16 protein-coding genes are annotated in these 22,162 nt (G+C 40.4%); 8 read left to right on the top strand and 8 right to left on the bottom strand.

All coding sequences use genetic code 11. The annotated features are described in order from the left end of the window. Positions 1 to 23: 23 nt before the first annotated feature. Together M1D52_RS04130 and rhaT are read right to left on the bottom strand one after the other, a co-directional pair. Positions 24 to 2,150, bottom strand: coding sequence for a bifunctional aldolase/short-chain dehydrogenase (locus tag M1D52_RS04130; RefSeq protein ID WP_437394284.1), 2,127 nt, complete (start codon positions 2,148 to 2,150; stop codon positions 24 to 26). Positions 2,151 to 2,237: 87 nt separating this feature from the next. Continuing rightward, complete coding sequence (rhaT, locus tag M1D52_RS04125; protein ID WP_013663828.1) at positions 2,238 to 3,314, bottom strand: L-rhamnose/proton symporter RhaT; 1,077 nt, start codon at positions 3,312 to 3,314, stop codon at positions 2,238 to 2,240. A gap of 297 nt (positions 3,315 to 3,611) precedes the next feature. Between rhaT and M1D52_RS04120 the strand changes: the two genes are divergently transcribed. Further along, positions 3,612 to 4,064: a GNAT family N-acetyltransferase gene (locus M1D52_RS04120; protein WP_013663829.1), complete on the top strand. Its 453-nt coding sequence runs from the start codon at positions 3,612 to 3,614 to the stop codon at positions 4,062 to 4,064. 68 nt (positions 4,065 to 4,132) lie between these two features. Here the strand turns inward: M1D52_RS04120 and M1D52_RS04115 are convergent, their stop codons facing one another. From M1D52_RS04115 to M1D52_RS04105, 3 genes are all read right to left on the bottom strand, one after another. After that, the gene (locus tag M1D52_RS04115) at positions 4,133 to 6,181 is read right to left on the bottom strand and encodes a M16 family metallopeptidase (protein WP_437394285.1); all 2,049 of its coding nucleotides are present in this window, start codon (positions 6,179 to 6,181) and stop codon (positions 4,133 to 4,135) included. 207 nt (positions 6,182 to 6,388) lie between these two features. Beyond that, the gene (locus tag M1D52_RS04110) at positions 6,389 to 7,726 is read right to left on the bottom strand and encodes a M16 family metallopeptidase (RefSeq protein ID WP_198140306.1); all 1,338 of its coding nucleotides are present in this window, start codon (positions 7,724 to 7,726) and stop codon (positions 6,389 to 6,391) included. 230 nt (positions 7,727 to 7,956) lie between these two features. Next, complete coding sequence (locus tag M1D52_RS04105) at positions 7,957 to 10,413, bottom strand: TonB-dependent receptor domain-containing protein (protein WP_437394286.1); 2,457 nt, start codon at positions 10,411 to 10,413, stop codon at positions 7,957 to 7,959. A 1,142-nt stretch (positions 10,414 to 11,555) separates the two neighbouring features. On the opposite strand from M1D52_RS04105, the gene M1D52_RS04100 reads away from it, so the two are divergent. Next, positions 11,556 to 12,095, top strand: a complete 540-nt coding sequence (locus M1D52_RS04100) for a hypothetical protein (RefSeq protein WP_013663833.1) — start codon at positions 11,556 to 11,558, stop codon at positions 12,093 to 12,095. Between the two features lie 51 nt (positions 12,096 to 12,146). On the opposite strand, the gene M1D52_RS04095 is transcribed toward M1D52_RS04100, so the two are convergent. After that, on the bottom strand, positions 12,147 to 15,512 hold the full coding sequence (locus M1D52_RS04095) for a DEAD/DEAH box helicase (protein ID WP_437394287.1): 3,366 nt from the start codon (positions 15,510 to 15,512) through the stop codon (positions 12,147 to 12,149). Between the two features lie 221 nt (positions 15,513 to 15,733). Between M1D52_RS04095 and M1D52_RS04090 the strand changes: the two genes are divergently transcribed. Genes M1D52_RS04090 through M1D52_RS04080 form a run of 3 tightly spaced genes read left to right on the top strand, consistent with a single transcriptional unit; the run spans position 15,734 to position 17,443 of the window. After that, on the top strand, positions 15,734 to 16,330 hold the full coding sequence (locus tag M1D52_RS04090; protein ID WP_437394288.1) for a short chain dehydrogenase: 597 nt from the start codon (positions 15,734 to 15,736) through the stop codon (positions 16,328 to 16,330). 18 nt (positions 16,331 to 16,348) lie between these two features. Continuing rightward, on the top strand, positions 16,349 to 16,882 hold the full coding sequence (locus M1D52_RS04085) for a YceI family protein (protein WP_013663836.1): 534 nt from the start codon (positions 16,349 to 16,351) through the stop codon (positions 16,880 to 16,882). 3 nt (positions 16,883 to 16,885) lie between these two features. After that, positions 16,886 to 17,443 (top strand): acyl-CoA thioesterase, encoded by a 558-nt coding sequence (locus tag M1D52_RS04080; protein ID WP_013663837.1) that lies wholly within the window; start codon positions 16,886 to 16,888, stop codon positions 17,441 to 17,443. Here the strand turns inward: M1D52_RS04080 and M1D52_RS04075 are convergent. After that, a complete protein-coding gene (locus tag M1D52_RS04075; protein WP_377613062.1) occupies positions 17,440 to 18,483 on the bottom strand; it encodes an isoaspartyl peptidase/L-asparaginase family protein in 1,044 nt (347 codons plus the stop codon). The two genes, M1D52_RS04080 and M1D52_RS04075, sit on opposite strands and share 4 nt — an antisense overlap. A gap of 199 nt (positions 18,484 to 18,682) precedes the next feature. On the opposite strand from M1D52_RS04075, the gene M1D52_RS04070 reads away from it, so the two are divergent. Continuing rightward, complete coding sequence (locus M1D52_RS04070; RefSeq protein ID WP_013663839.1) at positions 18,683 to 19,171, top strand: Lrp/AsnC family transcriptional regulator; 489 nt, start codon at positions 18,683 to 18,685, stop codon at positions 19,169 to 19,171. After that, on the top strand, positions 19,158 to 20,114 hold the full coding sequence (locus M1D52_RS04065; RefSeq protein WP_013663840.1) for an EamA family transporter: 957 nt from the start codon (positions 19,158 to 19,160) through the stop codon (positions 20,112 to 20,114). Before M1D52_RS04070 ends, M1D52_RS04065 begins: the two co-directional genes overlap by 14 nt. Before the next feature lie 8 nt (positions 20,115 to 20,122). On the opposite strand, the gene M1D52_RS04060 is transcribed toward M1D52_RS04065, so the two are convergent. Beyond that, positions 20,123 to 20,650 (bottom strand): DinB family protein, encoded by a 528-nt coding sequence (locus M1D52_RS04060; RefSeq protein ID WP_377613065.1) that lies wholly within the window; start codon positions 20,648 to 20,650, stop codon positions 20,123 to 20,125. Positions 20,651 to 20,975: 325 nt separating this feature from the next. On the opposite strand from M1D52_RS04060, the gene M1D52_RS04055 reads away from it, so the two are divergent. Further along, positions 20,976 to 22,157, top strand: coding sequence for a Pycsar system effector family protein (locus M1D52_RS04055; protein WP_013663842.1), 1,182 nt, complete (start codon positions 20,976 to 20,978; stop codon positions 22,155 to 22,157). Positions 22,158 to 22,162: the final 5 nt, after the last annotated feature.

Below are 22,162 nucleotides of genomic sequence, written 5' to 3'. Positions count from 1 at the left end.
GCTAATTAGCTAATATTCCAAATTTATCGCACAAATGCCATGGCCACTCCGCCGTCTACGTTTAACACATTACCTGTAGATTTATTCAGTAAGCCCCCTACAAACACAAAGCAAGCATTAGCAATATCTTCAGGAAGGATAATTTCATTAAGTAAAGTACGTTTTGCATAATAAGCAGGCAACTCTTCCACTTTTATTCCATAGGCTTTAGCACGCCCCTCCGCCCATGCACCTTCCCATATCTTGCTATCCGAGATTACCGCATCAGGATTCACTACATTCACCCGGATCTTATCACCTCCAAGTTCCGCAGCATTTAACCTGCTCAGATGCAATTGTGCAGCTTTAGCGGAGCCGTATCCGGCATTATTCGGCCCGGATACTAATGCATTTTTACTAACGATGTTGATAACGTCTCCTCCAATTGACTGTTTCCTTAAGACTGCTACCCCTTGTTGTGTTACTTTGAACTGTCCTTTTACAAGGACGTCATATAATAAGTCCCAATCTTTGTCGGTATGATCTTGCAGGGGTTTGGATATGGATAATCCGGCACAATTGACTACAATATCAACTCCTCCAAATGCTAAACTTGCCGCATTATAAGCCGCTTCTATATCTGTATCGCTTGTTACATCTAATTTCGCAGTGATATAAGCATCTTTTCCGAAACGAGCTTTAAAATCCTCGTCAGCCTTTACCAACCGATCTCCGTCATTATCATTTACAACCACTACAGCACCTTCTTCAACAAATTTAACAGCAATTGCTTTTCCGATACCTCCAGCACTGCCTGTAATAAGGGCAATTTTACCCGAGAGCGCTTTTGGTTTTGGCATGCGCTGCAACTTTGCTTCCTCTAACAGCCAATACTCAATATTAAAAGCTTCTTGCCGAGGTAAGGAGGTATATTCCGATATAGCCTCTGCTCCTTTCATAACATTAATGGCATTGATATAAAACTCGGCAGCGACCCTTGCCGTTTGCTTATCTTTTGAAAAAGAAAATAAACCTACGCCCGGAAATAAAATAATAACTGGATTTTTATCACGTATGGCAGGACTATTGGGATGCTTACAAGTCTCATAATAATCGGCATACATCGCGCGATAAGCTTCAAATGCAGGTTTAAGCTTCACTTTTAATTGCTCCACATCCGTTAAGTCTGCGTCAGCCGGCAGTTCTAAAACCAATGGACTTATCTTGGTGCGAAGAAAGTGATCAGGACAACTTGTACCCAGGGGTGCTAGTCGGTCTAAATCATTGGAGTTTATAAATTCAAGTACACGATCGTCATCGGTAAAATGGCCCACCATAGGTCTTTCAGAAGAACAGAACCCCCTTAGTATGGGCGCAATAGCAGCGGCTTGTTTTTTACGAAGTTCTGCAGGAAGACTGCTTATTTTTTGGCCTCCAAAGATAGGCCCTTTTTTACCATAATGCTGCTCTAGATATTCGGCGCAGCTTTCAATAACCTCCAACGTATTGATATAGCTTTCGTACGCAGTATCTCCCCAAGTAAATAGACCGTGCGAACCTAACATAATCCCCCTGATTCCAGGGTTCTCATCCAGGCATTGTTTTAATTTCAAGCCAAGATCAAAACCGGGCCGCTGCCATTCAACCCAGCCAATCGTACCTTTAAATAACTCCTGAGTAATGCGTTTACCGTCTTTTGCTGCCGCAATGGCAATGGCTGCATCGGGGTGTAAATGGTCGATATGTTTGAATGGTAGAAAGCCATGTAATGGTGTATCGATAGAGGGCGCTTTAGACGCTAAATCGTAAATACTATGGTTGAAGAGTTCCACCATTTCATCCTCATGGTCAATCCCTCTGTAAACCTTTTTCAAATTGCGTAACCGCTCCACATAAAGCGCCGCCAATCCACTTCTTTTAAGTGTTCCCAAATCACCTCCTGAGCCTTTTACCCACATCACCTCCACTTCCTCTCCTGTTAACGGATCGTTTGCCATGGCTTTACATGAGGTGTTCCCTCCACCGTAATTTGTAAGGCGCAAATCGGCGCCTAAAAGATTAGAGCGATAAATTAACAAGCCTACCTCATCTCCCGCTAGTTTGGCGGCTTCTTGATCATCCCATAAATAGCTAACGTGCTTAAATGATTTTCTTTTTTCTATTTCAGCCATGTTCTTATGTTTTTACTGCATTTTAAGGCCTAGCGGCCATTGTCACTTTATTACCAATATTAATTTGCCAATTTTAAACCCCATTTATTAACCCATCTCTTTAGCGAACCCCACAATCAATACCGACAGGATGATAACAAGTATTCCTGCCAAAATAGTTGCGTAGGTTTTCTTACTTACACCTTTCCACTCTTTTAATACTACGCCCCAAACATTTGCCAATAAGATAATAAAGGCCATATGCAAAATCCATGAGCTGGCTCCGTTACCCAGTTTACTTTCTCCCATCCCATAGAAGAAAAATTGAAGATACCAGGTGGTACCGGCCAATGCACATAGTACATAATTTCTTAACAGCGGTGTTTTTGCGTCTACATAATTCCCGAAACTTTTGTTGCGCACATTCAAGATAAGACACCAGATAAAGTTGGTGGTAAGCCCTCCCCAAAGCACGACAACATAGGTAACGTTATTTTGAAACAGGAATTCCCCTTCGCCTGGATGGGCTGCCTTCCATAGATCGTTGGCTACGATCGCCATGGGTTTTCCAGCTTCTAAACCGAAATTAAAGCAAGCGCTTAATACTCCTGAGATAATTGCAACAATCAAACCCAAGCTTAAATTGAATTCCTTATTTCCACTGGCATCACTATGCCCTCCTAGATCCCGTTCCTTTCTTACTCCTGCTAAACCGCATAGGTAAATACCGATAATACAAATCAGCAGGCCGCCCAATGTATATAAACCCCAAGCGTTTGCAAAGAACATACTGATCGTGTCTTTCCCTTCTTGAGGAACGAATTCATAGTAAATGGATGGCAACATAGATCCAATAACCATACTGAGCCCTAACATAATGCTACTACCCAAAGAAACGCCCAGGTACCGTACGCCTAAACCATAGGTTAGCCCCCCAATTCCCCACAGAAGACCAAAAAGATACGTGTAACCTAAAGTTGCTGTACTTGTCTGACTAATAATATGACCAAAATTTGGAATAGTAAGCCAGGCGGCCAAAGGTGGTACTATTAGCCAGGAAAACAAGCCTCCGACAATCCAAAAACTTTCCCAAGCCCAGCCATGTACCTTTTTATAAGGTATATAAAAACTGCTTGAAGCAAAACCACCGATAAAATGAAAAAATACACCTAATAATGCCTGCATATATACTAAGGTTCTTGTTGGTTATCATGTGGCGCAAGATAAAGCATCTATAGCAGGGAACTGTCATGCCCTGTTATGCCAAAAACACATTAAAATTCCATTAATTGTCGATTATATGACGGAAATGGCAAATTTTTATAGTAGGTTTGTAGTAGAAATTATGAGATTGCATTACCATACAAATTTTTAATGGCTCCATTAGAAAAAAGAACGATGGTGAATAATTCATTTATATTGTGACGCCCTTTTGAACAATGCGGTTGCTACAAGCGGGGCTTCATTACTAAAAAGAACAAAATGAAAATCAGACAAGCCAATTTGCAAGATTTGGAACCACTTGCCGCTGTTTTTGCCGAATACCGAACAACTGCGGGCCAAGACTACAATCTAGCGGGTGGGAAGGAGTTTTTAAGAGATCGTTTAACGAAGAAAGATTGCATTATTTTCATCGCCATTATAGACGACAGCATTACGGGGTTTACACTGCTGTTTCCATTCTTTACACCAGCAGGAATTAAGGAGATATGGTTGTTAAACGATATTTATATTGCTGATGAATATAGGCATCAGGGCGTTGCTCAGTCGCTGCTCAGCGAAGCTGTTTTCTTTAGCAAGAAAACCAACAAAAGCAAAGTATACCTAGCAACTAAGGTCGATAATGTAAACTCTCAGACCTTATTTGAAAAATTCGGATTTAGAAAGACGGATTATATCAACTACGAATTTATTACCGAGAATAGTCATTCTTAACTAGCAGGAAAGGTTATCGACAATAACAAGGAGGCTAATACTATAATGTATTACCTCCTTGTATATTACTATTGAAAATCAGCCGGTGTAAAAGCCGGGTTTATAACTTGTTCAATTGCTACCATTTTTAGTGGTACCGGTATGTTGGGGCTTTTAATCGTACTAACGGCCGGCAATTTAATACCGCTGTAATCTTTGTATTCATTTATTTCCGCCTCCCCTTCGCTGGCACTCTCTGACTTTAACTTCAAACCACTAACAACGCTATAATAGTTTACAGACTTTGATCCATCGGCCGTTGTAACTAACACTTTATAGGTCTCTTCGTCATTTACCTTTACCATACCATCCAAAGCAAGCTTCGTTCCATTTTTCATATAATTTAGTTCCGGAAAAATCTCCAACGCGTTCTTTAAGGATTTGAACATATCATCAGGCACAGCCTGTTGTTGCCCCTGATTAATCATCGTAGCCTTATCTTGCCGAATAATAAACTTCGACATGACCTGAGGACCCATTTTCATTGACTGTATCGCAATGGGTTTCGTTTGGTCAACCAATAACTCCGCCGTTATTTTCATACCTTGTATCTCTGCTTCTTGCACGCTTTTCAATGTTTTAACTTTCATAAGTCTATCTTTCCCTCCAATCGCTTCAAGATACTTATCAATCACTTTCTCTGCCGTTAAGCTAGCGTCTTGAATAGCGGCTTTCACCTCCGGTTCACCCGCATTTGTATAATATTTTACTTCACCAAATTGCTTTATTCGATCTTTAAAAGCATCCGTATTTCCAACAATGACAATATACGCGTGTTCAGGCTTTATGTATTTAGGGGCTAAGGTATTGAGCTGTTCAACGGTAACGGCATTTAGGTTTTTAAGATAATTCTTATAATAATCTTTAGGAAGATTTTGCAGCTCCGTATTGATGGCAAAGCGGGCAATGGTAGCGGGCTGTTCCAACGAACGGCCAAAACTACCACTTAATATAGCTTTGGAATCGGTTAATTCTTGTTCAGTAATGGTCTTTTTATCGATCCGTTTCAGTTCTTCCAAAAACTGGTATACAGCGCTGTCTGTCACTTCCGTCCGAACACTCGCCCCGGCGCTGAAATTTCCGACGATTTTGTCAGGCGATAAAGAAGAGTATGCACCATACGTATAGCCTTTGCGTTCTCTAAGGTTTAGAAACAAACGCCCTGCAGAACCTCCGCCTAAGATATTGTTCAACAATTGAGCAGGAATTGCATCAGCGTCGTTAGGTTTGAGCGCAAGCGGATAAGTTACGTTAACAACGGATTGTACACTCGAAGGACGGTTGACTAAAATCACTTCATTTTTTTGTGGTGCAGCAGGCACGGGCCATTCCCGCTTCTTGACCTCTCCTTTTTGCCAGGCGCCAAAATATTGCTTAGTTAAACGCTCTGCTTCTTTTATTGTAATATCACCAACAATTGCCAAGTATCCAATATTCGGCTTAAAGTATGCATTGTAGTACTCTCTGATATCAGATAGCTGCACATTGGAAACTGTTTTTTCGGTTGCAAACTCTCCGTAGGGGTGGTCTTTACCATATAATACAACGTTGGAGACCTTTTCCGAAATTTCATCCGGGCTATCTTTTGAGCTGGCAATGCCGGAAATTGCCTGTTTCTTCAGCTTATCAAGTTCCGGCTGCGGAAATGACGGGTTCAATAGAATGTCTGCAAATAACGTTAACAGTTTATCTTGGTACTTGGTTAATGAGCTTGCATTAGCGGAGGTAGATCCGAAAGAAATTTTTCCGCCAATCATATCGATCTCCTCGTCGATCTGGTCTTTCGTCCGATTTTTTGTACCTCCCATCAGCATATCTCCTACCAAGCTGGTTAAACCAGCCTTCTCGCCTTCAAGCAAAGGTGAACGATCCAACACTAGCGAATAGGTAACACGGGGCAGTTTATGGTTTTCAACAACAAATACTTTTAATCCGTTAGGCAGTGTAAAAGTTTCAGCATCGCCGATATTAATTTGAGGAGCGGGACCAGGCTCAGGATATTTCGTACGATCAACTTGCGCTTGAGAAAGGCCTGTTGATAGAAAACATAGCAGTGTATATATATAAATTCTTTTCATCTGTAAATAATTATTCGTCAATTCTATTTTACTATTTCGCACTCATGAACCGCGAACCGGTTTTTATTCCATCGGTCAGATGGAGCTTACCATGCTTTAAATTTGATATTCCTGTGAGATGAAAATGAAATTTTAAACATGGACGATTCATAACTATTTTTTTGGAAGCTCGTGGCTATCGAGTCTTAATTTTTATTAGAAACCCATCTATTTGCTTTCTCCTTTTTTAGGCAGGTAATGTAACACGACCCTACCGTCTTTGTTCAGGTATTCTCTGGCTACGCGTTGTATATCCTCCTTTGTGACTTTATTATAATTGGCCAGCTCTTTATTGATTTCTTCTGCATCACCATAATACACCTTCGCTTCGGCCAGGCTTTCGGCAATACCGGCAACAGAAGCGTGGCGGCTTACCACAGCGTTTTCTGTTTGCGCCCTTAATTTCGCAAAATCTTTATCGGTTATTCCGGTGGTTCTGAGTTTTTCAATCTGTGCATCAATCGCAACTTCTAATGAATCAGCGCTGACACCCATATTAGCAATCCCTAAAAATAGGAATAGGCCGCCATCTTCCAAATCTAAAGGCATAGCCATTATTTGTACCGCTTTCTGCTGCTTATCCACTACTTCTTTTGTAAGCAGCGAACTTTTTCCACCCGCTAAATAGGTAGACAACATGTTGAGTGCGTAACTATCAGGGCTATCCTTACGCGGAAGGTTGTATGCTTCCACCACTGCCGGCAATTGGATATTATCGTAGACGACATCACGGATTTCCTGATTTCGCTTGGGCTCTACGATTGATGGCCGCACAATTTCTTTTTCTCCCTTGGGTATTTCTGCAAAATATTTACGAACCCACTTTTCCGTTTGTTCGTAATCGATATCTCCGGCGATGGACAAAACGGCGTTGTTAGGTACATAGTAGGTTTTATAAAAGTCCATAAACTCCTGCAAGGAAGCAGCGTTCAAGTGATCCATGGAGCCGATGGGTGCCCATTGATACGGATGTTTGTGATAGGCTCGTTTTAAGACTTCAATCAGTATGGAACCATAAGGCTGATTATCCATTCGTTGGCGTTTTTCTTCTTTAACAACTTCTCTCTGCGTTTCCACTCCAACTGAGTCGATCTTTGCGTGTAACATTCGTTCACTTTCCATATACAAGGCAGTTTCCAAATAATTAGACGGAACGACTTCATGGTAATAGGTTTGGTCATTTGAGGTATAGGCATTTAGCGTCCCTCCTATGCCCTGTATCTTTTTCATAAATTCGCCTCTGCCAATATTTTCGCTTCCTTCAAATAGCAAATGCTCAAAGAAATGTGCAAATCCCGTACGATCGGGTTTTTCATTTTTTGAACCCACGTGATAAAGCACAGAAACGGCTGCAATAGGGGTGGTTTTATCCTGGTGCATAATAACATCTAATCCGTTGTCGAGCTTAAATTCTTTGAATTGGATTTTTTCTTGGGCATTCAGTAAACTGCTCGAGCCAAGTAGACCAATCAGCATACTGCCCATTACTAGCTTTTTTTTATTCATATGTGTTGATTGTTGTAATGCGTTGGAAGCATTTGGTTTGGTATTTTTGCATTTGATCTGTTTAAGCCTATATTGTTACACGAATTAACCTATTTTTACTTTCTCATACAAAAAAAATTGTGCCTTCATTCACGACCTCACTTCAACAAAAGAGGCAATCAGTTTATTTTGAACAAAAAAGCCGGGCTAAATAAATGGCCCGGCTCCTTAAGTCGATATGATATTATGCTTTATTGTATTTGCTGCCCTTGTCCACTTTCACCCGCTTTTTGATCGTCGTTCTGTATACCTCGTTCTTTTCGCGGTTTAGCATTGTAATTCATTTTACCAAATTTCCAGCTGAATGTTATACCGAAAGAACGGAATGGTACGGCGAAATTCGATTCTTGCTTATAGCTAGCGGTTTGAATTTTTGATCTGAAATTCTTTTTCTCATTAAATGGATCGATAATATTCAACCCGATACTTGCCTGTTTTTTGAATATTTCTTTTTTCATACCAATACTCCACATATTAAATGCAGGGTTGTAACCTTGAAAAGTACGTCTCGGCGCATTCAATATAACGAATGTCTCTGCGATAAGTCCACCTTTCAAGTTAACCGTACCACTTAGGAAAGCCTGGTACATCCAGTAAACATTACCTGCTTGCGAAGTCAAGTTGTCATCGATATTTTGAAGGTTAATATCATAAGTATACAAATTCAGGTTACCTCTTAACGTCAAAATCTTAATCGGATTGACAGAAGCAAACAGGTTGGTACCAAATGAATTATTCCGTCCGATATTTTCAAAACTCTGCAGTACGATTGGTTGCTCCTCCGTTCCAATATTGGTGTATATTGACTCTATAACGTCATTTGTACGCCTATAATAAAGCGATGCATTCAGAATCGTACTTTTGATCATGGTTGAATAACCCAATTCAACGTTGTGCGATAGCTCGGGATCCAATTCAGGATTTCCCTGCCGTTGATTCACCGGATCTGCTTCATTACGGAAGGGATTCAAGTAGAACAAGCTTGGCCTTTGGATACGCTGGTTGTAGCTTAGTTTAACATTAGACATCTGCCCCAGCTTTTTCGATAACACCACGCTGGGAAGCAGGTTGTGATAATTGTTTTCAAAGGCCGGAAAGTTTGCTACTGCATCACCGTCAAGCAGTGTATATTCATAACGCGCACCCGCTTTCAATTCATAATCTTTAGCAAAGGGAACACTCACCGTAAAATAACCGGCACCCACATTTTGTTTGTAACCGAAATCATAAGATCGTTGTGCATGATTGATATATGAACCATTCTGCAGCATGGTGTCGACCGTGACGTCGGAAGAGATATCTCGAAGGATCGCTTTTGCACCTACTTCCAGTACGACCTTCTTAAAAGGATGGGTATAGTCTACCTGAAAGGTGAGTTCATCATTTACACCATTATTATAGCCCATTTCATTGGGCCTAAAACCCTGCTGTCTATATAAGGTATTGTAATCAGTATTATTGTTGTTTTTAGAATATTGGCCGGCAAATGTCAATTCCTGCCCCTTTTTCTCAAATTTATGGGTGTAATCGGCACTCCAATCAAAGCCATGAAATTTAATCTGGTTTCTCGAATTACTTAAAATTTGGTTAATCCCACCGTAAATGGACGTCATATCTCCATCTGTTTCCATTCGAAACTGATTGTAATTGAAAGAGGATGTAATAATATTCTTATCATCTATGTCGTAATCAACACTTAAGCTACCTCTTCCTCCACCTCTTTTCGTGGTACTGGCGCTGTTTTGCGAAATCAATGGCTGATCTGTCAAAGATCGTTGATCAAAGGTTACATCCGTTGTAACGGGCCAACCCCACATAGCGCCCAAATTAGCGGTAACGCCCAGCTTGCCTTTTCGCACATTTACGTTTCCGTTGAAATTGTTTTGGCGCGTGCCAATACCTCCCGAAATGGAACCGTTCACGCCCACAACGTCTTTCTTTTTAGTAATTATATTGATGATTCCCGAAGTGCCCTCGGCGTCGTATTTCGCTGAAGGACTCGTAATAACTTCAACGTTCTTAATCTGATCAGCCGGAATCATACGTAACGCGTCCGCTACATTGTTCGTCATGGCCCCGGACGGTTTTCCATTAATAAAGATACGAACGTTTTGATCTCCCCGTAAGGACACGTTACCATCCATATCTACTGATAACAAAGGAACTTTCCGCAACACATCGGCGGCATTTCCACCAGCTACTGTAACATCTTGTTCTGCATTATAGACAAGTCTATCCACTTTATTTTCGACCACAGGCACCTGCCCCGTAATCTCAACCGCTTGCAATTCGGTTGCGGAAGGTTTTAATAACACATTGGCCACGTTTAAGGAAGTAAGCTGCTCTGTAATTTCTATCGGACTGATTGTTTTTGGACTGTATCCCATCGCACTGATAATCAACTTATATTTCCCTAGGGGTATTTTGTCTAGACTGAATGACCCTCCTTCGTTTGCAAGGGCCCCGGTGACGGACTGTGATGATGTACTTTTTAAAAGGGTTATCGTCGCAAAATCAATAGGTTTGTTCGTTAAGGAATCTATTACTTGCCCCTTTATCTTTCCCGGTCCACCCACTTGTTGCGCAAACACAACGCAAGCACTCAACTGCATCAAAATACATACAAATAACTGTTTGCTTATACTCATCTGATCTATTTTTTGAACATTAGTCGTTCGCGATTGACAAATGTTACAACAACAAGTATACAAATCACTCATAAAAAGGTAACTTATTAGTTACTTATAGTTTTATTAACATGCGTTAATCAGCACGACTTACCCGTAACCAATTAAGGGCTACTCACATATCTTAAAACAAACACATGCAAAGCCGTTTTTGAATTAAAAATAGGCTGTAAAGCCTCATCTTTCTTCAATATTGGCACGATATATGCTAAAAAGAGGACAGGTTTAGGTTGATTTGAAACTTAGGTTTCGGCCCCACTCCCCAAGTGGGGTTTTTTATTTTAAAAGAATTCCGGTTGTTCTTCGTTCTCTTTATATTTCTCATTTAACTACCTTGATTCTGCATCTCGATTTATTTTACCCTACGATATAAGCAACTACACATATTATCATATTCAAACATTGGTAAAATATTACACCCTATCAAAAACAGCTAATAATATCCTGCAGTGAATTAGGTTTCATTGCCTCAGAACGCCCTAAACACCGCTGACAAAGTGTCATTTTCGCGCCGTTATAATGCTTATAGTATCAAAAAAAACAACTCATCAAAATCCGATTTACATCAAAATAACGCTAGATCACGAGTTCAAATAGACATACTAAACATTTGATAATAAGTATATTAAAAATAAATCAGTCATCTTTTTGCGAATTTCATAATAATTAACGAATCGAAAATGAGCTAAAAAGAGATATCAGAATCCTTGTTTCCTTTCACACTAAAGTAGAGCCTGCACAAATAGCTATACACAACTCATTATGAGCAAATTAAAAAACGAATCAATTTATGGTTATGAATTTCGCAATGCTTTCTTGAGCCTGAAAGCTCCGTCTTAAACAAAAAAACCGTAGTGTTTGGCGAAAGAAACGATCGCGATTCTATTACTAACTATTTTAGCAAGTCATATTGTAGAACTAACCCCTAATAAGGAACGGCAAGAATTGATGCTGATCATCAAATATATTATAAAATTCAATCATCAAAAACGACTTTCAAAAAATAAAGCGATAGGTTTTATAGAAGATTCTTAAAAAATACTTGTAAAAAAAATTAAACCTTTTTTCCAACATCTATTCCAATAGGATGTAAAATGAACAACATGAAAACAGCAAGATTTATTACTTTATGTGTGGTCCTCTTATCGATTTTTAGCTACTCAGAGGCATTAGCGCAACATGGGAGAGGGCATGGCCGAGGACATGGGCATGAGCGTTGGGATGACGACGATGATCGGCATCGGCACCACTACCGATACGACAGAGATTATTATAAAAAACGCCATAAACACTATAAGAAACAGGCAAGATATTACGAAAAGCACCGCCGTTATGATCACTATGGATATCCCAGGTGGGCCCGTGCGCATCGTTATCGAGCGAGACATCATGTTTATTTCAGGGATTATTGTACGTTCTACGACCCCTATCGTGGAGGCTATGTATATTGGTCAAGCAATCGTTGGATTTTCACACCAAATGTTCCGGCCTTCTTAGCGAATGTCGATCTTGGAAGAGCCCGCATACAGCTAATGGCAAATATACCCTTAGAAAGACATCCTGAATATTATTATGACGAATATGCGCGCGCTTATCCACGCAGCACAAACATACATATCAACCTTTCCTTACCTCCTTTTTAGGAGGTATTTATACCTGGAAAAGTCCTAGTCTTGTATAAGATTTAGGACTTTTTAACGGGATAATAATTGCAACAACGCTTCTTTAGAGAAAGATGTTTTAGTCAGGGTTATCGAATCGACCAGTTTAGTGAACAGTTCACTCTTACTTTGCTGTAATTGCAACACTTTTTCCTCTATTGTTTCCTTACAGATCAATCGCACTGCTATTACATTTTTTTTCTGTCCCATTCTGTAAATACGATCGATCGCTTGGTCTTCTACCGCCGGGTTCCACCAAGGATCAATTAAATACACATAATCCGCCTCTGTAAGATTCAATCCGACTCCGCCGACTTTTAAACTCATCAAAAATACCTTTACACGCCCATCCAGTTTAAATTGCTCAATCAGCCCCTCTCTGTCCTTTACCTTTGTACTTCCGGTCATCTTAAGGGTTTGCAATCCTTGTTTATGCAACTGATCTTCTACCAAATCCAACATATGCACGTATTGGGAAAACAATAAAATCTTATGCTGAACACTCCTCTGCCCGATCTCTTCTATCAGCCACTCAATTTTGGCGGCGTTCGGTACATTGCTATACTTATCTTTCAACAAAAGCGGCGAATTGCAAATCTGGCGTAGTCGCATCAAGCCCTTTAATACGACTGCACTTTTATTACTTAGCTCTTCCTCCGTTTGTGCCGATATATAAGATCGAAATTCCTTTTCATATACGTCGTATATCCTTCTTTGTTCTTCGCCCATTTCACAGTACATAACCATTTCTGTTTTCTCGGGCAAATCATCCATTACTTCTGCTTTTGTCCTTCTTAAAACAAAAGGTTTAATTTTATGTAAAAGCTCTTCCAGACGCCTATTTTCACCGAATTTATCAATAGGCGTAGAATAAACATCACGGAAATATCTTTTGTTACCTAGTAGGCCTGGACAAGCGAACGACAACTGCCCAAATAAATCAAAAGTATTGTTTTCCAAAGGTGTTCCCGTTACCGCTATCTTAATCTTTGCCTTCAATCGATTGGCCGCTCGGTATCGCTGAGATAGCGGATTTTTTATATGTTGGGACTCATCTAGAAATAGGTGATCGAATTCTATTTCCTGAAAACGATCCAGGTCACTTACCATGGTGCCGTAAGTAGTTAACACGACATCCCAAGAATCTATTGTATGGTTTTGATCCCGTTGTCCTCCATGCCAAAGAAAAATCCGCAATGAAGGTGCAAATTTTTCGAATTCCTGCAACCAATTAGTCAATAAAGTTGCCGGAACAACAATCAAATTCGTACCTGATTTTCCTTCCTCTTTCTTTAGTAGCAAAAAAGCGATAATCTGAATGGATTTTCCTAACCCCATATCATCCGCCAAACAACCGCCGAAGCCTAGCCGACTTAAACTATGAAGCCATTTTACACCATCCAATTGATAAGGCCTTAACTTGCCGATAAATCCCTCTGGAATCTTTAGCGACGGATCCTCTTCCTGATCGCTCCATTGTTTAAAAAGAAGCAACTCTTGCTTTACACCGGAGTCGAACATGTCGGTTTCGTAGGCACTTTGCAAAGCCTGAAAATTTATCTTGGCCGTTTTAAGTAAATCTCCCTCCCGTCTTCCCAAGCTAAAGAACTGTTCAAACTTGTGAAGCCACTCGGCAGGCAATATACCATAGGTTCCATCGTCTAAGAGTACGTAGTTTGATTTATTTCTAACCGCTTTTTCAAGGTCGCGCAGTCGAGCTACCTTTGAGCCGTAAGAAATCTTCACCCTTGTATTAAACCAATTAATACCGCTGGTAACTTCTATATTTATTGCAGCCTTATACGGACTTCGCTTGCTTATCGATAGCTTATCATAACCCATGACCGCTATTTTTTCGATTTGCCATTGCTCAAAAGCCTCTAAAAACCAATTTCCGTCGAAAAACCGATCTTGATGTAAATAAAAATACAGTAAATCGTCATCTAACTGTTCCGGAAAATAAGGGTGTTGTTTGAGGATAAAAGATAAGAACTGCAACTCCTGCTCATCGTTACGACGAATCAAAAATGAATTTCCATAATCGTCTTTCCCATAAACGGGTCGTTTCGAACGAATGGGAATTTCGACTGTCCCGTAGCGCATAACAGGTTCTATCACGATGTAATTTTCAGACTCTGACAAATAAATGATTCGCTCGGTAGCTTGTACCGGCGTTTCCATAGATGACTGATCGTACCCCTCTGTAAGAAATGCGTAGTTCACCTTTAAGGTATCGCTTACCTTATCCAACAATTCACTTTGCAAGAGATGATATTTCGATGCATGCACGATCAGATCAGTCCCTAGATTCTTAAAAAATCGGCATACTCTCCACACATTATGGTTCTTAAATGCATAAAAAGTTTTCCCTATGTGCAGAAAACAATCAAAGGCAAAGACGAGCTCTTGCATGCTGTACCATTGATCTGCTATCTGCAATAGCGGGCTTATTTGGTAGAGGCTATCTTTTTTCCGAATTCCAAGCGTAAATTGGTCAGCCCCTATTACTTGCAGGTTCACTCTACTAAAATTCTTTGCCTGAAATTGTTTTGAATTCCCTTGATAGTAAACGGGCATATCAAAGGGATTTTTCACTATTTCGTGTAAGGCCCGAATATCATCTTCGTTATACGGTTCCTTGGTTGGTTGGGGAAATCGACTGAGCGCTGCCAAAAAGCGAATATATTCCGGCCGCTTTTCATGCCACAATAACGTTGTTGCATCAATGGTATTAACCAAGGCCTTAACCTTCCCGTTAACGGCAAACGCTAATTCCCCAAGCTGAATTGTAAGGTGGCCATAATGTCTGTGGGGATAAATAAGAATCACTTTCCCCTCCAAATTTTGTTCACGGAACGCCGGTTTAACATCCGGTAAAAGCTTACCTTTAAGATACCGTACATTTTCATCCGTTATTTTCAATAAGCCTTGTATTTTTGGCGTAAGTATTAATTTATTCTCCACATAATGCATATGGAAATGCGAAGTGATGTCTGCTTCGTCTTCCAGACCATAATCTCGCGCAACTTGCCGTACTCTCACATGTCGTGAAATTCCGTCAAAAAAAAATCGGATATCTGTGTTTTTTATTATTTCATAAAGAACCCGATTGCTATGTTGGCACATTCGAAGCGGTGTTTCTAAGCAAGTGCAGTGAAAATGGAGACGCTTTTCAATCCGATCTGTCCATACCCTTATCTGTGCAGTATGTAAGTTAGGGTGCGAATAATCAAAGACGCCTCTGTCGATGGATAGTTGTTTAACATGAACTGATGCATTCGGAACGAGTTGATCAGACGAGTGTTTGTACATCAAGATTTCTGACAATTGCTCATCCGCAAAACCTTCAATTGTATAAGAAGCCTCTTCTGAATCAATTATTTTATCTGTAAAGGTCATTTTATAACATTCTTATGAATATACTTCCCGCAAATATTGTCTATCTTCAACAAAGCTATTCATAAGCAAATTAAGATTTGCAATAAAGAATGAATAATATCAAGAAATGTTCAGGAGCGCTTTTTATTGGAAAATATAGAGAGGGGTTAAGGCGATGAATAAATCGCTTGCAAACTCATTAGTGCTTTTAGGAATCTATAGTAACAAATAATTACATACAGATGAAAATTATTATTATCGGTGCGACAGGGACGATTGGCAGACATGTGGCAACACTTTTTGAAGGCAAACATGAACTCATTAAAGTGGGGGCTACGAAAGGAGATTACCAAATAGATATTTGTTCCGAGCAATCAATAAAGATTTTTTTTGAAACTGTTGGTCCCTTCGATGCGCTCATTAGCACGACCGGCAAAGCTGCTTTTAAGTCATTGAAAGACTTAAGCAACGCCGATTTCCGACTTGGTTTGGACAATAAGCTCTTAGGCCAAATCAGTTTGGTACTCATTGGACAACACTACATTAACCCGGCCGGCTCGTTTACACTGACATCAGGTATTCTATCTGAAGACCCCGTTCCAGGAGGATCTGCACTTAGTACAGTGAATGGTGCTATCAATGCTTTTGTAAAAGGAGCAGCAATCGAGCTAAAAAATGATGTGCGCATAAATGCTGTGAGTCCCGGCGTTGTGGAAGATTCGCCTTCTTTTTTTGAAGTTTTTCCAGGCCACATCCCCGTAAAAATGGAACGAGTAGCAAATGCTTACTATAAAAGCGTAATGGGTGCGTTGACAGGAGAAACAATCCGAGTATTCTAATTTCTTTTCAATTGATATATGACTAAATGGGAAATTGACCCAAAGCATTCAGAAATCCACTTTCGGGCAAAACACATGCTTATATCTACCGTAACTGGCTTATTCACCAAATTTGAAGGAACCGTAGACACCCTGGAACCTAATGATTTCGTTCAAGCATCGATCCATTTGTCTATCGACGTCGATAGTGTGTACACGAATGAATCTTACCGCGATGAACACCTTAAATCATCCGCGTTTTTTGACGTTGATAAGCATCCGTACATTACTTTTCGATCCACGGAGCTAAGCAAGGATGACGACAACGCAAGCACATTTGTGTTAAGAGGCATGCTCGACATAAAAGACATGGTTAAGGAAGTACAATTCCATGTTTCATTCGGCGGGACGGCAGAAGAGAACGGTCGATTAAAAGCAGGCTTTCAGGTATCAGGAATTATCAACAGGAAACACTTTGGTCTAACTTATAACCCATTAATGGAAGCAGGAGGAATGGTTGTGTCAGAAGAAATCGAACTGGCCGCCAACATTGAACTAATTAAAATATCTTGATGTATGAATAACTTTAAAACGGTGGCCGATTCTCAAACGGTAATGACCGAGCTCATGATTCCCTCCTATTCTAACTTTGGGGGCAAAATACACGGCGGGGTCATCTTATCGTTAATGGATAAAGTTGCATATGTATGTGCCGCAAAACATGCCGAAACTTATTGCGTCACCGCGTCGATCGACACAGTTGACTTTAGAGCTTCGGTGGAAGTGGGCGAGATTATTTCATTACTTGCTTCTGTAAATTATGTAGGTAACTCTTCACTTGTAGTGGGTATAAAAGTGTTGGCCGAAAATGTGAAGACGCATGCTGTTAAGCATACAAACTCGAGCTATTTTTCAATGGTTGCTTTAGATGAGGAAACCCACAAACCGGTCCAAGTTCCGGGCTTGATTCTGGAAAACGAAACGGAGATACAGCGCTTTATTACGGCGATGCACAGAAAGGAATTAAACCGCTATTATAAGCAAGAAGGCGAGCGTATCAAAGCTGATTTTAGGAATCAAGATTTTATTGAAGTACTAAAAAAAGAGCGATGCATTTTAAAACAATCGTATTAGTTTGAAGGTACATGCCCTCCATCTTTAAAGATTGCTACTTCCAGCTCTCCCTCCGCCGAAATAGCGCCACGGTACATCCCTGAAGTATTGAAGGGCATAGCAAGATTGCCCTCTTTATCCAGGGCGATCAGACCGCCGTTCCCCCCGCTTTTTGCTACTTTTGCGAGCGCGGTTTCCGCAGCTTCCTCTACTGTCAAACCCCTATAATCCATCAGGGCTGCCACATCATAAGCTACTACATTCCGAATATAAAATTCGCCCCAACCTGTGCAGGATACGGCAACCGACGCGTTATTAGCGTAGGTACCTGCACCTATAATGGGGGAATCACCTATTCGTCCAAACTTTTTATTAGTCATTCCACCCGTTGAGGTTCCTGCCGCTAAGTTGCCTTGATTATCAAGGGCAACACAACCCACTGTTCCGAATTTATAATCATGATGACCACCACCCAGCGTCACAGCGGTCTCATTCGCCTTTTTTTGGGCAGCTTCTTGCTGAAGAGCCTTTTGAAGCCCATCCCATCGCTCCTTCGTATAGAAATACGACGGATCTACCATTGTTAGGCCTACTTGTCGAGCGAAGTCCTCTGCACCATCTCTCGCCAACAACACATGTTCTGATTTTTCCATAACTGCACGTGCGGCACTTATTGGATTCCGAACAATCTTTACGCCTGCAACTGCTCCTGCACGTAAGCTCTCTCCATCCATAATAGCTGCGTCCAATTCATTTTTGCCTTCGTGGGTAAAGACGGCGCCCTTTCCGGCATTGAATAAGGGAGAATCCTCCAACACTTGTATGGTTTTCTCGACCGCATCTAAAGCGCTTCCATCTTTCTGAATAATTTCATAGCCGACTGTTAATGCTTCCTTCAATTTTGCCTTATACGCTTGTTCCAATTTAGGCGTCATACGGCTAGGCTCGATGGTTCCCGCACCACCATGTATGACAAGTACATACTTTTTTATCTGCTGTTGTGCATGTACAAGGACCGGTAGTAAGGAGAATATTAGAATGAGTCTTAAAGGTAATGCCATTTTTTTGTTGGATTTATTTATGTAAAAGTACAGATTTTCATTAGAATCATCGGACCTATAACCAGCTCACGGACATACATCGTTTCCAACAGAAGCGAACCATCGAATATTATTCAAATTTTACATTTTATTAATGAACATTATTCGATAAAAACTATAATATTCTGTATTTTTGTCAGCTTTTTCAACAAATGTAACTATGCATGATATACAACTAGATCGCATCGATCTGGAAATATTAGATTATTTACAGAAAAACTCGAGGATGACAAATGCCGATTTAGCTCGGGAATTAGGCATGGCGCCATCCGGTATCTTAGAACGTGTTCGCAAACTTGAACAAAAGGGAGCATTAGTACAATATACCGCACGGGTCAATCCCGAGGCCGTTAATCAGAACCTGTTAGCCTTTATCTTTATTAAAGTGGCAGATGGTTTAGGCTGCGATGAAGCTGACAAACTGCTTAGCGAAATCGAAGCGATCCAAGAGGTTCATCATATCACGGGCGAAGATTGCTATTTGGTAAAAATCAGAGTCTCCAGCTCGGGGGAATTGATGCAATTCATGAAAACTTCGCTGAGGAATATTCCAAATATTGTATCAACAAGAACTACCATCGTGCTGGAAACAGTTAAAGAAAATCAGCACATCGTTATCAAAAGAGACACAGAAAATGACGAAAGCTAAGAATACATCTACAGCGGCCATTATTATCGCTTATTTGTTAATTTACATTGTCTGGGGTTCCACCTATTTTTTCATTCACATTGCTCTTCAGGGCTTTACTCCCTTTCTTTTGGGAGCCATACGATTTACGATCGCAGGTACGTTGTTGTTGATCTGGTGCAACAAAATGAAAGAGCCCATTTGGAATAAACAACTGCTAAAAACGGCAGCTGTTACGGGTATACTCCTTTTGTTCATCGATATGGGTTTAGTCATGAAGGCTCAACAATATTTACCAAGCAGCCTAATTGCTATTGTAGCAGCTTCTACCGCCATCTGGATTTTGCTGCTCGATAAAAAAATGTGGAAAGTTAATTTCCGGAACTGGAATACCGTTGTGGGTGTCATAGTAGGATTTGTAGGTGTCATTCTACTCTTTAGTGAACAATTAGCTGCCTCCTTTACTGAAACCGGCTTATCCAATAAAGCAATCGGTATGTGCTTACTCATACTAGGAACACTTTCGTGGGCATCAGGCTCGGTATATTCGAAATACAGCGTATTACCTAGCGGTGTTACCTTTGCTAATGCCGCTTGGCAGATGCTAATAGCAGGCATATTATTTTGGGGTGCCGCCTTTGCACATGGCGATGTACAGCAATTTCATATGCAGGCCACACCTATCTCTTCTTGGCTAGCCATCGGATACCTGATTATCTTTGGTTCCATTCTGGCCTTCACAAGTTATATTTGGTTATTGAAAGTACGTCCGGCAACAGAGGTTAGTACCCATGCCTATGTCAATCCATTGGTGGCTGTCTTTCTGGGCAGCACCTTCGCCAACGAACAGGTAACTTTGATTCAAATTATAGGCCTTGCTATTATTTTGTGCGGCGTTGCCATGATAAATTTCGTCAAGGCAAAGAAGGGCAAGCAAATGAAGCCACTGTGCCCCGATCAATAGGAAGATTTTCACTTAGCCATTATGTTGTAAAAATTATAATCCGTCATTGGAGCATCCGTGAATCCGAGCTGCCGACCAATGCTTACCACTTGTCCCCGATGGTACGTGTTGTGATTTACAAACTGCATGATGTACTCTAAAGCCGAAAATTCGCAGTTAAACCACGGACTTTCGACTAAAACCGGCTCTTGTAATTCTTTAACCGTCAAGGCACTTACATAATCTGCGATTTGAGCCGACTGCTCCACCAAGCAGCTCATTACTTCGTCAATCGTAAAAAGATCTTTTTCCGGATCGAAGTCATATTTCTCATTAATGATAGCAAACCAATAACCCTGTGTTTTATACATATGTTTCAATGTTAATAGAACACTTGGGAAACTGGAAATAACCTCTTTTTCAAGAAGTTTCTTCGGCTTTGTTTTTAACCAGTTAACTAATGTAATGTTAGTCCACAAATTGTAGTCTACATAATTTCTTATCAGATTAGTGAGTCCTACTGTTTCGAGTTCGAAGATCAAGTTTTCTTTTACCATAATCGCCTAGTTTTATAGAACAAAGAAAGGATGCGCCAGTGACAACAGTATGTCATCCTCTTTTATTTTTGCGAGCCCGCAAACAATCTTTTATAACTTGGCAACTTAAAAATCTTATAACGGCAATCAGGCTTTACAACATGTTAAAAAACATACGTTAGCAGTGCTTTAAGGGGCTATGTGAGCAATCGCTGAGACTTAGCTAACCAGTCTTATCATATCGTTTGAATTACCGGAGCAAATAGTACATTAAAATGGCTGTTTTATGCATTGTATTATACTATCAATTTAATTAAGTTTGTTTAGAAATGCCAAAGAAGATTAAATGGATTATCAGGCTATTATTCAAGAATCTGCCAGCTGGATAAAGGATTATATCAAAGCGAGAAATAACACCAATTTATGTTTTCACGACATAGAACATATACATCAGGTAGTTGATGCCAGCAGGAAAATCGGCGAATATTATCAGCTATCAGCGGAAGACAATTTCATTGTTCAGGTAGCTGCTTATTTTCACGACGTGGGATATTATACAGGACCTCCCCAAAATCACGAATTACGCAGCGCCGAAATTGCTGAAAATTTTTTGCAGGAAAGGCAGGTGGAAGCATCTGTTATTGAATCCATAAAAAAATGCATTGTTGCTACCCGCATGCCGCAAAATCCACAAAGCTTGCTAGAAAAAATTGTTTGTGACGCGGACCTATTCCATTTGGGAAGCGATGGCTTCAATGAAAGGAACAAACTCATGCGTAAAGAAGCAGAAGGTTGCCAAGGCAAATCAATTGACAAAGAAACCTGGCGTAACGGAACGATCGCCTTGATGGAAAGGCACCACTACCATACCGAATATGCGAATCTTTTTCTAAAAGATAAGAAACTTGAAAATTTAGCGTCACTTAAATCAAAAGCCAACCATACGTCCATGGAAGAAGAAAAAAAACAAAAGAAAGATAAAGATAAAGACAAAGATAAACGTCCCGACAGAGGGATCGAGACCATGTTTAGGGTCACATCTACCAATAATCAACGTTTAAGTGACATGGCAGATAACAAAAGTAACATCCTTATAACCGTCAACTCCATTATTCTTTCTGTTATTATAGCCTTACTTTTGAGAAAACTCGACAGTAATGAGCATCTTGTTTTACCTACTTTTGTCTTGCTTGCCGTTAGTTTATCAACCATGGTAGTTGCGATCTTAGCTACTCGCCCTTATATACCCAACGGCATTTTTTCTGCCGAAGATATGAAAGAGAAGAAAGTAAACCTTCTCTTTTTCGGTAATTTTTACAGAATGGGGTTGCAAGAATACAACGAAGGTATGCGTACGGTAATGGAAGACCGTGATTTTCTATACGGGACCTTAATTAAAGACGTTTACTCACAGGGTGTGGTGCTGGGCAGGAAATATCGATTACTGCGAATCGCGTACAACATATTTATGTATGGCTTAATTGCGTCTGTTCTATCATTTATTGCGGTCATTGTCACCATTCAATAATACTA

It is taken from the genome of Olivibacter sp. SA151 (assembly GCF_054130995.1).
This window is presented reverse-complemented; position numbering and strand designations above follow the sequence as displayed.